Origin of the sequence: Aminiphilus sp., assembly GCF_029975095.1 — a bacterium.
In the GTDB taxonomy this organism is placed as follows: domain Bacteria; phylum Synergistota; class Synergistia; order Synergistales; family Aminiphilaceae; genus Aminiphilus.
The window spans coordinates 1-13785 of the sequence record NZ_JARKPW010000212.1; the positions used below are offsets into that span (position 1 = coordinate 1).

Annotated in this window: 13 protein-coding genes; 9 read left to right on the plus strand and 4 right to left on the minus strand. The window is 62.1% G+C overall.

Annotated elements, in window-relative coordinates; genetic code table 11:
* The 4 genes from Q1K49_RS13195 to arcC all read left to right on the plus strand — a co-directional run.
* Positions 1–507, plus strand: a 507-nt coding sequence (locus tag Q1K49_RS13195) for a translation elongation factor Ts (protein ID WP_300526461.1), incomplete at its 5' end; no start/stop codon positions are given.
* Positions 508–608: 101 nt separating this feature from the next.
* Entirely contained in the window at positions 609–1319 is a 711-nt protein-coding gene (gene pyrH / locus Q1K49_RS13200) for a UMP kinase (RefSeq protein ID WP_029166659.1), read from the plus strand.
* Positions 1320–1335: 16 nt separating this feature from the next.
* A complete protein-coding gene (frr, locus tag Q1K49_RS13205) occupies positions 1336–1893 on the plus strand; it encodes a ribosome recycling factor (RefSeq protein ID WP_300526462.1) in 558 nt (185 codons plus the stop codon).
* Between the two features lie 535 nt (positions 1894–2428).
* On the plus strand, positions 2429–3382 hold the full coding sequence (gene arcC / locus Q1K49_RS13210) for a carbamate kinase (RefSeq protein WP_300526463.1): 954 nt from the start codon (positions 2429–2431) through the stop codon (positions 3380–3382).
* 484 nt (positions 3383–3866) lie between these two features.
* Here arcC and Q1K49_RS13215 read toward each other — a convergent pair whose 3' ends face one another.
* The 4 genes from Q1K49_RS13215 to Q1K49_RS13230 form a co-directional block, all read right to left on the minus strand.
* Complete coding sequence (locus Q1K49_RS13215; protein WP_213693512.1) at positions 3867–5396, minus strand: tripartite tricarboxylate transporter permease; 1530 nt, start codon at positions 5394–5396, stop codon at positions 3867–3869.
* A gap of 18 nt (positions 5397–5414) precedes the next feature.
* The gene (locus tag Q1K49_RS13220; protein ID WP_300526464.1) at positions 5415–5864 is read right to left on the minus strand and encodes a tripartite tricarboxylate transporter TctB family protein; all 450 of its coding nucleotides are present in this window, start codon (positions 5862–5864) and stop codon (positions 5415–5417) included.
* Positions 5865–5974: 110 nt separating this feature from the next.
* Entirely contained in the window at positions 5975–6961 is a 987-nt protein-coding gene (locus Q1K49_RS13225) for a tripartite tricarboxylate transporter substrate binding protein (RefSeq protein ID WP_300526465.1), read from the minus strand.
* A gap of 267 nt (positions 6962–7228) precedes the next feature.
* Positions 7229–7978: a GntR family transcriptional regulator gene (locus Q1K49_RS13230; RefSeq protein ID WP_300526466.1), complete on the minus strand. Its 750-nt coding sequence runs from the start codon at positions 7976–7978 to the stop codon at positions 7229–7231.
* A 391-nt stretch (positions 7979–8369) separates the two neighbouring features.
* On the opposite strand from Q1K49_RS13230, the gene Q1K49_RS13235 reads away from it, so the two are divergent.
* From Q1K49_RS13235 to infC, 5 genes are all read left to right on the plus strand, one after another.
* Positions 8370–8633 carry a citrate lyase acyl carrier protein gene (locus tag Q1K49_RS13235; protein ID WP_213693977.1) on the plus strand — a complete coding sequence of 88 codons (264 nt, stop codon included), beginning with the start codon at positions 8370–8372 and terminating at the stop codon, positions 8631–8633.
* A gap of 5 nt (positions 8634–8638) precedes the next feature.
* Positions 8639–9526 carry an aldolase/citrate lyase family protein gene (locus Q1K49_RS13240; protein WP_300526467.1) on the plus strand — a complete coding sequence of 296 codons (888 nt, stop codon included), beginning with the start codon at positions 8639–8641 and terminating at the stop codon, positions 9524–9526.
* Entirely contained in the window at positions 9523–11100 is a 1578-nt protein-coding gene (gene citF, locus Q1K49_RS13245) for a citrate lyase subunit alpha (RefSeq protein ID WP_300526468.1), read from the plus strand. Before Q1K49_RS13240 ends, citF begins: the two co-directional genes overlap by 4 nt.
* Positions 11101–11484: 384 nt before the next feature.
* On the plus strand, positions 11485–13365 hold the full coding sequence (locus Q1K49_RS13250; RefSeq protein ID WP_300526469.1) for an O-antigen ligase family protein: 1881 nt from the start codon (positions 11485–11487) through the stop codon (positions 13363–13365).
* A 223-nt stretch (positions 13366–13588) separates the two neighbouring features.
* The coding region (gene infC, locus Q1K49_RS13255) for a translation initiation factor IF-3 (protein ID WP_300526470.1) at positions 13589–13785 on the plus strand (197 nt) is incomplete at its 3' end.

Consider the following 13785-nt stretch of genomic DNA (forward strand, 5'->3'; position numbering starts at 1 on the left):
AATGACGATGTCGAAAAGGCTGTGGACTATCTCAGGGAAAAGGGACTGGCCAAGGCGGCGAAAAAGGCCGGTCGTACCGCTTCCGAAGGAAGAATCTTCAGCTACATCCACACCACGGGCAAGATCGGCACCCTGGTGGAATTGAACTGCGAGACCGATTTCGTGGCCCGCACCGACGAATTCCTCACCCTCGGACACGAAATCGCCATGCACATCGCCGCAGCGAATCCCCAGTACGTCCTTCCCGAGGACGTACCTGCGGAGGACCTCCAGAGAGAGAGGGAGATCTACAAGAACCAGGCTCTCGAAGAGGGAAAGCCCGCGCACATCGTGGAGAAGATCGCCGAGGGGCGCGTCAAGAAGTTCTACGAGGACACGTGCCTTCTCGAACAGAACTACATCCGCGATCCGGACCGGAAGATCAAGGATCTCGTGATCGAGAACATTGCCAAGCTGGGAGAGAATATCGTCGTCCGTCGTTTTTCCCGATTCTCCATCGGGGAATAGCGGCAGAGGAAAGACGAGGGGCGGAGATCTTTTTTCTCCGCCCCTTTTTTCATGGGCTTCTCGTGACGGCTGGAATGTCGCGAAGGCGAGGAGGGTGTGCGATGGCCTCTTTCAAACGTGTTCTGCTGAAGCTCTCCGGAGAAGTGCTTGCGGGTGACCAGAAGTTCGGTCTGGATTTCGACACCGTCGCGGCCATGGCGGAGGAGATTGCCGAGATCGGCCGGGCGGGCATCGAGGTTGCCCTCGTGGTCGGGGGCGGCAACATCTTCCGCGGTGCCGAGGCGGAACGGAAGGGTGTCGAGCGTGCCCAGGCGGACAACATGGGTATGCTGGCGACGATCATCAACGCTCTTGCCCTTCAGGATTCCCTGGAACAGATAGGTACGCCGACCAGAGTGCAGACGGCGGTGGAAATGCGCCAGCTCGCCGAACCCTTCATTCGCCGCAGGGCTCTTCGCCACCTCGAAAAGGGGCGAATCGTCATCTTCGCCGCCGGAACGGGTTCTCCTTATTTCTCCACAGATACGGCGGCGGCGCTCCGGGCTGCGGAGATCAATGCGGATTGCCTGTTGAAGGCCACCAAAGTGGATGGTATATATGAGAGTGACCCCGAGACGCATCCGGAGGCACGTCTTCTGTCGCATCTCACCTATCTGGACGCGTTGCGGATGCAGCTCAGGGTTATGGATGCCGCTGCGTTTTCCCTGTGCATGGAGAACAAGATCCCCATCATCGTTTTCAACATCCTTCGGAAGGGCAATCTCAGGAAACTGCTCGTAGAGGGTGAACGGACGGGCACGCTGGTATCGTAGGAGAGGAGTGACGGGAATGCCGAACGCTGCGATTAAAGATCTGCGTGGACGCATGGAAAAGAGCATTGATTTCTTTCGGAACGAACTGCTTGGAGTGCGTACCGGTCGAGCGCATCCGGCCCTTGTTGAGGAAATCAAGGTGGAGTATTACGGAGCCACCACCCCGATCAAGCAGATGGGAACCGTGACAACCCCAGAACCCCGTCAGATTCTCATCGCTCCCTGGGACAAGACGGCCCTCAAGGCCATCGAGAAGGCGATCCTCGCCTCCCCCCTGGGGGTCACTCCCCAGAACGACGGAGAGAATATCCGCATCAACCTTCCCGAACTCACCCGGGAACGGCGGGTGGACCTCACCAAGCTCGTCCGGAAATATGCCGAGGAAGCCCGGGTGGTGGTTCGCAACCTGCGCAGAGAAGGCAACGAGACCTTCAAGAAAATGGAAAAGGACACGGTCATCACCGAGGATGCCCGGGATAAATTCCTCAAGGAGATTCAGGTGATGACCGACGAGTTCATCAAAAAGATCGATCAGATTCTGGAGGAGAAGGAAAAGGAGATCATGGAGCAGTAGCGTCTCTCCGTCGCTTGCGCGCTCCTTCGGCGGGAGTGGCGCTGCGGCCGGGGCGGACGCTGCGGTCTCCGGCGGCCCGGTGTCGTGCCCGCTTCCCTTGGCAGTGGAGTTCTTCCGCCTCTCTTCGAAAAGCTCGGTGCGCGAGCGGGTCCGCAATGGACCCGCTCTTTCGTTTCTCGCCCTCCAGCGTTTTTGCGGCCGGTACCGCGCTGCGTTGCGTGCGCAGGGTCGGAAAATCTCCGTTGTGGCGTGCTGCGGCCGTCGGTGATTGTCCGGTTTTTTCCGGGAGTGTCGCATGTCCTCTTGAGGTGCCTTCGCGCGAAAAAGGACACGCGCCGGGCATGTCCCGGAATCATGCTTTGTGAAGAGTATGCGCAGAAGCGAGCATGGGGAGGAAATGGCCGGTTCTGAGGGGGTGTCTCTCGCTGTATCGACAGCGCCGGAGAGTTCATTTCGAATGGAAGGACATGTATCCTGCCGAGACCTCAGGGTATAGAATAAGAGGGAGTACTTCCATTCGCGGATTTCTGGAGGGATGAGCGTGTCGCAGAGGGTCGTCGTGGCGCTTGGAGGAAACGCGATTCTACAGCGGGGACAGAAGGGGACGGCGGAGGAACAGATGCGGAATGTCCACGCCACCTGTGAGCAGGTGACGGGAATGCTCCGGGCCGGATATGAGGTGGTTCTCACCCACGGAAACGGGCCGCAGGTGGGAGCGGTGCTCATTCAGAACGAACTCGGAAGCCGGCAGGTGCCGCCCATGCCCATGGATGTCTGTGGGGCCGAAACTCAAGGGTTCATCGGGTACATGTTTTGCCAGAGCCTGCGAAACATCATGGCGGAGTTCGGTATCTCCGGGCATCCTCCTGTGTGTGTCGTGACCCAGGTCGAGGTGGATCCCCGTGATCCAGCGTTCTCCCATCCCACAAAACCTGTGGGGCCCTTCTTCACCGAGGCGGAGGCCCGAAGGCGCATGGAACTGTCCGGGGAAAGCTGGATCGAGGATGCGGGACGAGGCTGGCGCAGGGTGGTTCCCTCGCCGGACCCGAAGGGAATTGTGGAAAGCGATGTCATCCGGGGTCTCGTGGACCGCGGTGCGGTGGTGATCGCCTCCGGAGGCGGAGGCATTCCGGTCGTCCGAAGGGACGATGGCCTCCTTCATGGTGTGGAGGCGGTGATCGACAAGGATCTCGCGGGGGAACGGCTGGCGCAGCAGGTGAACGCCCAGGCCTTTGTCATCCTCACCGATGTGCCCAACGTGTGCGTGCACTACGGAAAACCCGATGAAAAAAAGCTCGGGGTGATTACGGCGGGAGAGCTGAGAAGGCTCGCGGCGGAGGGACATTTTCGTGCGGGAAGCATGGGACCCAAAGTCGAGGCGGCACTTCGCTTCGTGGAGAATGGCGGTGCTTTCGCGCTCATCGCCAACCTCGAACAGGCTGTGGAGGCCCTGAAGGGCAGCGCTGGAACCAGAATCGTCAAGGGGTGAGCCCCGGCTCCGGGTCCACGGCGTTTTCCAGGATCGGTGTTGTGCTCGGCTGGCGGAGGATGGTGCGGCAAGGTCTTTCCCCGGTGTGTACGTCAGGTGTGTGCAGTCGCCGGCGTCACGTTGTATGTAAAAAGGTTTCACAGTGTTCGGCGGCGCATCTCAGGCTGTTTCCGGGGGGCCGTTGTGTGCGGAAGCGGGTGAAGCAACCGCACAAAATATGCTGCTCGCGGGGCGCAGGTTGTGAGCGTCCGTTCGGCCCGGGCGGCCCCGAAGGGGGAGTTGGGCTGTGGCGGATGGCGGAGCCGGCTCCGCTTGGCGGCGAAGGCATGACAGAGCAAGGGGCGACGGAACGAGGAAGAGATCCTCGTTTCATCGCCCCTTGCTTTGTCATGCCCCGGGGCCTTTTTTGCGGCCGCCCGGGAGTTTTTCCCGTTTTCCGGATTTTTTCCCCCAGTGTCCGGTCCCGTCCATTTTGCCGCCGGAATTATTCCTCCGGTGCCGCAGGAGCGTGGGCGGGTTTAGGAGGCTCTTTCCTCTTGATCATGTCCGAGACGAAGGGCCACGCGATGGAGACGGCCGCAAGCGCGAGAAGAGTGATGCAGATGGGGGAGCGCACGAAGATCGACAGTGCCCCGTCGGAGAGCATGAGGGACTGGCGGAAGGACTGTTCCATGGACTGTCCCACCACCACGGCCAGGATCAGCGGCGCCGTGGGGATCTTAAAGGATTTCATGAAGTACCCCACCAGACCGAAGAGGACGAGGATGTGAAACTCCATGACGCTGTAATTGATGGTGTAGACCCCGAGAAGGGCAAGGACGATCACCAGCGGGTAGAGAATACGGGGGGGCACCGAGAGAACCCGCACCAGGGCACCCGCAAGGGGGATGTTGATGATCGCGCAGACCACGTTCGCGAGGAAGAGGCTGGCGATGACGCCCCAGGCCACGTCCGGATGGTGTTGGAAGAGCAGGGGGCCGGGCTGGAGGCCGAGGATCAGCAGGGCTCCCAGCATGACTGCGGTCGTGCCCGATCCCGGCACACCCAGGGTCATCATGGGGATCATGGCGCCGATGGAGCAGGCATTGTTCGCCGCTTCGGGGGCGGCGAGCCCTTCGACGGCGCCCTTGCCGAATTCTTCGGGGTGCTTGGAGAGCTGTTTCTCGTTGTTGTAGGCCATCATGGCGGCGATGGTTCCGCCCGCCCCGGGGAGGATGCCGATGAGGAAGCCCACGGGCGTTTGGCGGAGAATGGGGATCCAGCTCCGTTTCCACTGCTCCATGGAGATCCAGATGCGGCCGAACTTTCTCTGGATCGCCTGGGCGCCCTTGGCCTTGATGGTCTCGAAGTTCTTGAACACCTCGCCGATGCCGTAGACGCCGATGATGACCACCACGAAATCAATGCCCGACTGGAGCTCCGGAAGGCCGAAGGTGAAGCGCTGCACCCCCGATTGGAGATCGATGCCCACGGTGGTGATCATGAGTCCGATCAGGAGGGAAATCATTCCCTTGAGGAGGGCTTCTTTGGAGATGGCTGCGGTGGCCGCCAGGGCGAAGACCATGAGCGTGAAGTACTCCGGGGGGCCGAATCGCAGGGCGAAGCGGGCCATGGGGACCGCCAGGGCCACGAAAGCCACGGCGGAAAGCAATCCGCCGATGAAGGAGGCGATGGCGGAGATGGCAAGGGCGGCCTCGGCCTGCCCCTTCTGTGCCATGGGATAGCCGTCGAAGCAGGAGGCCACGGCGGCGCCGTCGCCGGGGATGTTGAGCAGAATGGAGCTTCGGGAGCCGCCGAACATGGCTCCGTAGTAGATGGCGCACATGGTGATGAGCGCTGTCTCGGGCCTCATGGCGTAGGTGAGGGGGAGAAAGAGCGCCACTCCCGTGGAGGGCCCCAGACCTGGAAGCATGCCGAGAACCGTGCCGAGAACGCTGCCGAAGGCCATGTAGGCCAGGTTTATCGGCGTTGCGGCGACGGAGAATCCGTAAAGAAGGCTCTGCAGAATGTCCATGATGTCCTCGCCTCCGCCCTAGGGGAGATTGATCTGGAAGGCTTTCACGAACACCACCCACAGCCCGAGAGTGAAGAGGACCGTGATGATGCCATTGAGCTTCCATGCCGATTTGCCGTTCACGAGAAAGAGCAGTCCTCCGAGAAAGAGCAGCGTCGAGGGGATGAAGCCGATGTGTTCGAAGAGGAAACCATAGGCGAAGGAGAGGAGAATTGTGCCTCCCGTGAGGATCCAGTAGCCGGGATCCTTGGCCTTGCCCGCTTTGTCCCTGTGTCCCGCCGCGGCGCGCTTTTGGTCCACCAGGAGAACCGCGAGGCCGAGGAGCATCGTCAGGACGCCCAGGGTGGCGGGAAAGTAGATGGGAGCCCAGGGATTGCCTATCGCGGCCTTGGGCAACTGAAACGCCTGGATCGTATAAACCGCTCCGAAACAGAGGGAGACGAGTCCCACTATCGTGTCGCGTCGCATGGCATCACCTCATGGATTGTCTGAATGTCCCTTTCGGCAAGCCGGGGGACCGAAGGCCCTGCGGCCCGTGGGCAGACGGGCCGCAGGCGACCGGAGAGCGTGTTGTCCGACTATTGGGCCTGCTTGTAGAGGCCGATCTCGGTGAGGAGCGTCTTGTACTCCTCGTTGGTCTTTTCGAGGAAGGTCGCGAAATCGGAGGAACCCATGAAGGCCTTCGTCCAGCCGTTGCGCTTGCAGATCTCGTCCCACGAGGCCGTCTGAACCATCTTGCCCAGGGCGTCCTCCATGAAGGCCTTCTCCGCCTGGGGCATGTCGGGAGCGCCGAAGATGCCGCGCCAATTGATGAACACCGTGTCGATGCCCTGTTCCTTCAGGGTGGGCACTGCCGCAAGAGGGCCCTCGGCGATGCGCTCGGGGGAGGTCACGGCGAGGACCCGGATGTCACCGGCCTCAAGGGGACCCACGACTTCCGCCATGCCCGTGGAGAGGACGCCCACGTGGCCGCCGAGAAGAGCCGCGAGGCTCTCGCCGCCCTGGAAGGGGATGTAGGCGATCTCCTTCAGGCCCGAGACGCCCGCGGCATGAGCGGCCTGAAGAATCTGGAGATGGTCCATGCTTCCCGGAGAGGAGGCGCCGCCGATCTTGACGCTCTTGGGATCCTTCTTCAGCGCCTCGATCACGTCGGTCATGGACTGATAGGGCGAGTCCTTGGGAACGGCGAATGCGCCGTAGTCATTGATGAGCATGGCGATGGGGGTGAGGTTCTTGTAGCTCAGTTCGGTCTGGCCGGTGAGGTTGATGAGAAGAAGAGGGGGAGAGTAGACGATGAGGGAATAGGGATCGCCGGCCTTCTTCTGCACGTATGCGAGGGCTACGCCGCCGCCGCCGCCGGGTTTGTTGATCACGGGCATGGGGGATTTCACGAACCCCTCTTCCGTGAGAACCTTGGTGGCCATGCGCATGGTCGTGTCCCAGCCGCCGCCGGGACCTGCAGGAGCGATGCACTCGAAGGGCTTGGAAGGATAGTCGCTTGCGAAAGCGGCTCCGGCGACAAACAGTACCGCCAGTGCCAGGAGGAGCAGAATCGAACGTCTCATGCTGGTGTCACCTCCGAACAGGGTCATTCGCCTCGGCGCAAAGCGCCTTCCGCGATGCCGAAAAAACAGAATCCCCTCCGCGATGGCGTAACGCGAGACTTCTTCCGTGCACCAACCCCTTTCACCTCTGATCTGAGAGAACGCACGACAATGTTTCCTGCATGTCGTGGAGAGTGAAGCGCCGTCTTCGGGGTTTCTCCGTCCCCGGAAGTCGCATTCGTGCCGACGGATACGGCTTCGTGCGGGAGTGGGGATGTACCACCGGCGCTAGCGTGACGAGACAGGGGAGTATTTTTCGGGAGACGTTTCCCATTCGTCTTCGCCTTTGTCCTCGCGGTTGCCGGATGCCTCGCTTTCCAGGGAGACGAGGTAGGCGTCGAGGGCGGTCTGGAGATGGGCTTTCACGAGGTGCTCTACCGCAGCGAGATTTTTCTCCGCGACGGCGTCGAGAATGGCCCGGTGCTGCACGAGAACGTCGGTCTGACGCGGCTTTTTACCCAGAGTGATCCTGCGGAAGCGGTGGAGGTACTCCCGGTAGGTTCCGATGAGCTGAATGAGCCGGGGCATTTTCGAGCTGGCGATGAGGGCGTCGGTGAACTCCTGGTGGTCCTTGAAGACCGCTTCGTTGTCGCCGCAGGCCATGTGACGTTCCGCGCTGTCCAGACAGGCCCGGAGAAAGGCGAGTTCCTCCGGAGTGATGCGCTCGGCGGCGGCGAGTGTGGACATGACTTCCAGAGCCTGTCGGATGGAGTAGATCTCGATGATGTCCTCCCGGGAGAAGCCTTTCACGACGACGCCCTTGCGGGGAAGGTACTCGACGATGCCCTCCATTTCGAGCTTGCGCAGGGCTTCCCGTACGGGTGTGCGGCTCACGCTCATCCGGTCTCCCAGCTCGCTCTCGACGAGGCGGTCTCCGGGTTTGAGTTCTCCGTTGAAGACGGCTTCGCGGAGGCGGTCGTAGATCATGTCGCGGATGGGCTTGACGGATCCCGGATCGAAGGTGTCCAACATGGTCATGAAACAATCCCTCCCGCACGATGGATAGGAGTGAAAAGTTTTTGTTTTTTTGCCTGAGGAAGCGTTTTTCTGGAAAGCGATGAGCGACTGCTGGAACCTCTTTGATGTGCCACAGCGGCAGGATTGGGAAGGCCGCTCTCTTGCCATGCAAAACCCGTTTTCCTGCAGAAACAGTTCCCTCGTTCATGGGGCGGAAGGGTTTCTCCCGTATGGACGAAAAAAGATCTTCTCCGGAGCTTGTTGCGAAAAACCGTCAGAAGAACTATGATGCATCCAGGATACGGGATACCGTTCACAAAATCCATTTTAGAGGCTTTCGTTTTTTTGTCAAATGGGAACAGAGGCGTTGAAAATGTTCTGACAAGATTTTCGGAACGGATGGTGAGAGAACATGCGCTACGAGGCGGCTCAGGCGGGAACGCTGGAATCCTCGGATTGTCTCGTGACTCTGGCGCCGAGCGGAGAATTCTCCTTCGAGTACCGGAGCGGCAACGGAGGACTCTTCGCGGAGCGGACCGAGGCGATGGTGCGGGAGATCCTGGAGCGCTACGGCACTCCCTGTCTCCGCGTGCAGATTTCGGATCAGGGTGCCCTGGAGGCGACGTTGCGGGCGCGGCTCGAAATCGCACTCGAGCGGGCCCTGCGGAAGGAGTGACGTTCGTGAAACCGCGCAGATCCATGCTCTACATGCCGGGCAATTCGCCGGGAATGCTCCAGCACGCGCCGGTCTTTGGCGCCGACAGCGTCCTGCTCGATCTGGAGGACGCTGTGGCGGTGGCCGAGAAGGACGCGGCGAGGCGGCTGGTGGCGCACTTCCTCAGGGTTCTCGATTTCGGCCGCGTGGAGGTGACGGTGCGGATCAACGGTGCCGACACACCCTATTTCGAGACGGACCTGGAGGAGATCATTCCCGCGAGGCCCTCGGCGGTGCGACTGCCCAAGTGTCAGAGTCCCGGAGATGTCCTTCGGGCGGACGCACTCATGACGACCATCGAGGAGCGCCACGGCATGGAGGCCGGTACCGTGGGTATCCATGCCATGCTGGAGACGGCGAGGGGGCTGGAGCACGCCTTTGAGATCGCCACGGCCTCGCCGAGGGTGAAGGCCCTCACGCTCGGCGGACAGGATCTCACCGCCGATCTGGGGGTGCAGAAGACTCGGGAGGGGTGGGAACTCTTTTACGCCAGGGGGCGGGTGGTCATGGCCGCGAGAGCCGCGGGTATCGCCGCCTTCGATACGGTGTGGACCGACGTGGACGACCCCGAGGGGCTCGCGGCGGAGGCGAAGCAGATTGTCGAGATGGGGTTCACCGGGAAGGCCGCGATTCATCCCAGCCAGATTCCGGTCATTCACGAGGCGTTCCGCCCCGACCCCAGGGAATTCCGGAGGGCCTGGCGCATCGTTACCGCCGCGGAAGAGGCGGAGCGGCAGGGAAAGGGTGTTCTGCTCGTGGACGGAAGAATGGTGGACGGCCCCATCGTGGTCAGGGCTCAGCGGCTTCTGGATCTGGGGGTTCTCTACGGCATGAAGGGAGACGAGATGGCATGAGACGGGCGAAGATGGTTCGAAACGCCATCGGGCGCTTCGTGCCCGCGGATGTACCGGGAATCGGCTCCTTCGAGCCCTACGCCGGTGCCATGGCGAAAATCGCGGAGAGGCGGGAGCGACCGAGAATCTGCGCGCCCCTGAAGGCCACGCCGCCGTCCCGGAACAAGGTCGCGCCGGATCTTAAGGAGGCGGTCCGCCGCTCCGGCCTGGAGAACGGCATGACCATCTCCTTTCACCATCATTTCCGCAACGGTGATGCACTCATGTCGCTGGTGCTCGCCACACTGGACGAGATGGGCTTCCGCGATCTCACCCTCGCGCCGAGTTCCCTCCCCGACACGGCGGACTTCGTGGCGGACTACATCCGGCGGGGAGTGGTGACCCGCCTGCACACCTCGGGTCTTCGCGGGGAGGTCGGCAGGGCCGTCTCGGCAGGGGAGCTGGAAATTCCCGTGGTCATACGCACGCACGGCGGGCGGGCCCGGGCCGTCGAGGAGGGAAGCATCGCCATCGACGTGGCCTTCATGGGGGCTCCCGCCTGCGACGTCCTGGGAAACTTCACCGGGTGCATCGGCAAATCAGCCTGCGGCGCCCTGGGGTACGCTCAGGTGGACGTGCGCCACGCCAGGCACGTCATCGCCCTGACGGACGACCTGATGGACTATCCCGTCCGCCCGCGCATCTCCGTGCCGCAGTATCTGGTCGACCAAGTGGTGGTGGTGGACAGCCTGGGCGATCCGACGAAGATCGCCACGGGGGCGGCCCGGATCACCCGGAATCCCGTGGATCTCTGCGTGGCGAAGAACGCCTTCGACCTCGTGGCCGCCTCGGGATTGCTCGCGCCCGGGTGCTCTTTCCAGGTCGGCGCGGGCGGAGCGAGCCTCGCCGTGGCGGCCTTCGTGCGGGAGCATCTCCGGGAGAAGGGCATCCGGGGCAGTTTCGGTTTGGGGGGCATCTCGGGATTCATGTCCGGCATGCTCGAAGAGGGGCTCTTCAACGCCATGTTCGACGTGCAGAGCTTCGATTCGGCGGTGACGGGATCGATGGTGCGCAACCCTGACCACATCGAGATCGATGCCTCCTGGTACGCGAATCCCCTGAACAAGGGATGTCTGGTGCACAACCTGGATGTGGTGATCCTCGCTGCCCTGGAGGTGGATCCGGAATTTCACGTGAACGTCATGACCGGCAACGACGGGGTGCTCCGGGGTGCCTCGGGAGGACACGCCGACACGGCGGCGGGAGCCGAGCTCGCCATCGTCGTGGCGCCCTCGTTCCGCGGCGGTGTCCCCACCATCAAGGACTCGGTCAAGACCGTGATCACCCCCGGGGAGACCGTGGACGCCATCGTCACCGAACGGGGGATCTGCATCAACCCCGCCCGGGCGGACCTGCTGGAGGCCGCGCTGAAGGCGAACCTTCCCGTGAAGGACATCGCCGACCTGAAGAAGGAAGTGGAGCGCCTCACGGGGGTTCCCCGCCCGGTGGAGTACGACGAGGATCACATCGTGGCCGTGGTGGAGTACCGGGACGGAACGCTCCTGGACACGGTCTGCCGAACGCTCCGGAGGTGAATTTCCCCCCTCGGAGTCGAAGGGGGACGGTCGTGCGGGGAGATGCCGCCCTGGACGGTGCGACGCGGCACGGCGGAAGGAACGAACGGGAGGCCCCGCCGAGGGGCGTTTTCGTGGGTTTTTTAAGGTTTTCCGGCGGGTGCGCAGGATGTCCGGAAAAGAGCACGACCGCAAAGCAAGAGGGACGGAACGATTCCGTCCCTCTTTGCATGTTTTGAGAAGAACGCGAGCACGTTGGAGAGGAACCTGTCGGGCCGCCTCGCTCGTTTTCGCAGCGCGGCAAACGCCGGGGAGCGGAAGGACGGAAGCGTTCGTGGTCCCGGGGTGTCCGTCTCTTATGGTAGAATACCACAGGCAATTTCAGGACAACGGGGAGTGACGTTCGTGGCGCAGAAAAGGAAAAGTGCGGGAAGCAAGGTGTCTCCGACGGAGACGGGAATCGCGGGGAAGGGTGGTCTCTCGCTCCAGGGGATGCTCCAGTGGCTGTGTCTGCTCTGCATGGGCGTTTCCCTCGCGGTGCCCAACCTCGTCTACTCGGGGATGAACTGGTTTCAGACGCTCCATTTCATGAAATGGGTGGTGGCCCTCGTTCCCCTGGCAGTGCTCTGCATCGTCGCCGGCTTTGTGGTGGCTTTCAAGGGAACGGAAAAAGTCCGTTTCACCATCGACCCCTTCGGGTGGATCTGGCTCGCCTTTCTCCTGTATGTCACCGCCCAGCCCCTGTGGACGGAGATCAAGTCCGTTCCGACCTTCGCCCGGGAGTGGTTTTTCTTCGCCTCCCTCTGGGCGGCCTACGTGCTCTGCTACAATTTCCTTCCCAGGGACCGTTTCCGGTGGATTCTCTGGGGGGCGAACCTCAACGCCGCATGCAACGTGATCTTCGCGGAGCTGCAGATCCGCAATCTGAGCGGCCCCTTCGCCTTCATCCTCCCCACGCCGGGAAACTACATCGGCAACACGGGACAGCAGGAGATGTTCGGTCTCTGGGTGGCCATGGCCTGCCTGAACAGCATCTACCTCCACGTGGCCTACGGCCGGGAGGAGGGAGCCTACCGCCGCTCCCTGCCGGTGCGTCTCGCCAACATCCTTCTCCTTGCCGTCAACGCCTGGGGGCTCTGGGGCTCCACCACCCGGGCGGCGATCCTCTCTCTGGGGGTCGCCGTGGCCGTCATGGCCCTCGTGACCTGGCGGAACGAGGAGGCGCGACATCTGCGCCGCCTCGGGGGCATCGTCTCCCTCCTCGCGCTGGGGCTTTTGGCGACGGTGCTCTTCAACGCCGGGCGCGCCGGTTCGCTGGAATCGAAGTGGATGGATGTGCTCAAAAATCCCGAGACCGTGGGAGGGCGCATCGACATCTGGGCCACCTCGTGGACCATGATCACTCAGCAGCCCCTGAAGGGGGTCGGCCTAGGGCAGTTCAAGTGGCACTATCTGGACGCCCAGAAAGAGATGCTTCAGCGTTCTCCGAACCGGGACTGGAAGTTCACCATGTGGGCCCACAACGAGTACCTGCAGTTCTTCGCCGAGTTCGGCCTCGTGGGAGGGCTTCTGGTGATCTCTCTTCTCTTGTGGCTCCTCTGGGCCTTTCTCGGCATCGTGGTGCGACGGGAGAAAATTCCGCTGGAGACGCTCTGGGCCTTGGCGATGCTTGCGTTGATCTGGTTCGACGCGCTCTGGTCCAGGCCTTTTCGGAGGATCGAGAATGCCCTGTGGATCTCCGCCGCCTTCGCCTTCGCCACATCGGTGCTGCTTCCGGAGCGTCTTTCCTGGAGCACGCTGCGGCGCCCGGTGTTGCAGCGCGGCGTGGGTGCCCTGCTCGCCGGGGTCGCCCTCTTCGGTTTGATTTTTCTCGGCCAGGGCATGAAAGGGGACCGCACCATCGCCGAGGCCATGCAGGCGAGAACGCCCCAGGCCCAGCGAGCGCTGTTGGAGGAGGCGAAAAAGGCGCTTATGGTGCGGGACATCGCGGAGCGGCAGGTCGGGAAGCACCTCATCTCCCTGGCGCAGATCTCGAAGGACATGGATCTGCTGACGGACGGTCTGAACCGCCTCTGGTTCTCCTTCAAAAGCGAGAGCACGGCGGAGGATCTGATGGCCCTCATCGACTGGGGGAACCGCCTGCAGAACCGAGAGGTCCTCGATGCGCTGCTTCCCTATCTCAAGCCGGGAACCTACCGTATGGCCGAACCGGCGCCGGAGGAATCTTCAGCCCCCGCGTCGGGGCCGATGGTGCCTTCTGTCCCGGCGGAGCCGTCCGGCTCCTGAGCGGTGTCTCGGGACGGCGGCTTTTTCGTGCCGCTTGCCAGATGGGGAAGAGTATGCTAATGTCTTCTCCTGTGCGGGTATGTCGTTTTCAAGAAGAGGTTCGACCTCTCGCCTGTCGACGCTTCGGCTGTTGACTGGCCAGGAACCCGAAAATCCATGCGGATTTTTGTGTACTGAGGCCGGGCCGAGTGTCCGGCCTATTTCTTTTTGGAGGTGAAGTGCCATAGAAAACAAGGAACAGGAGCCCCGCGTGAATGAGGAAATCAAGATCCCCGAAGTTCTCCTGATCGACGAGGAAGGTGTCAAGCTCGGCGTCACTCCTGTGCGCGAAGCTCTGGCGATGGCGGAGGAGCGTGGACTGGATCTCGTCGAGGTCGCTCCCCAGGCGCGTCCGCCCGTATGTCGCATCATGGACTACGG

Coding starts and splice junctions, on each gene's coding strand:
- pyrH (WP_029166659.1), top strand. CDS start 609: ATGGCCTCTTTCAAACGTGTTCTGCTGAAGCTCTCCGGAGAAGTGCTT.
- arcC (WP_300526463.1), top strand. CDS start 2,429: ATGAGCGTGTCGCAGAGGGTCGTCGTGGCGCTTGGAGGAAACGCGATT.
- Q1K49_RS13230 (WP_300526466.1), bottom strand. CDS start 7,978: ATGACCATGTTGGACACCTTCGATCCGGGATCCGTCAAGCCCATCCGC.
- Q1K49_RS13215 (WP_213693512.1), bottom strand. CDS start 5,396: ATGGACATTCTGCAGAGCCTTCTTTACGGATTCTCCGTCGCCGCAACG.
- Q1K49_RS13235 (WP_213693977.1), top strand. CDS start 8,370: ATGCGCTACGAGGCGGCTCAGGCGGGAACGCTGGAATCCTCGGATTGT.
- Q1K49_RS13225 (WP_300526465.1), bottom strand. CDS start 6,961: ATGAGACGTTCGATTCTGCTCCTCCTGGCACTGGCGGTACTGTTTGTC.
- citF (WP_300526468.1), top strand. CDS start 9,523: ATGAGACGGGCGAAGATGGTTCGAAACGCCATCGGGCGCTTCGTGCCC.
- frr (WP_300526462.1), top strand. CDS start 1,336: ATGCCGAACGCTGCGATTAAAGATCTGCGTGGACGCATGGAAAAGAGC.
- Q1K49_RS13220 (WP_300526464.1), bottom strand. CDS start 5,864: ATGCGACGCGACACGATAGTGGGACTCGTCTCCCTCTGTTTCGGAGCG.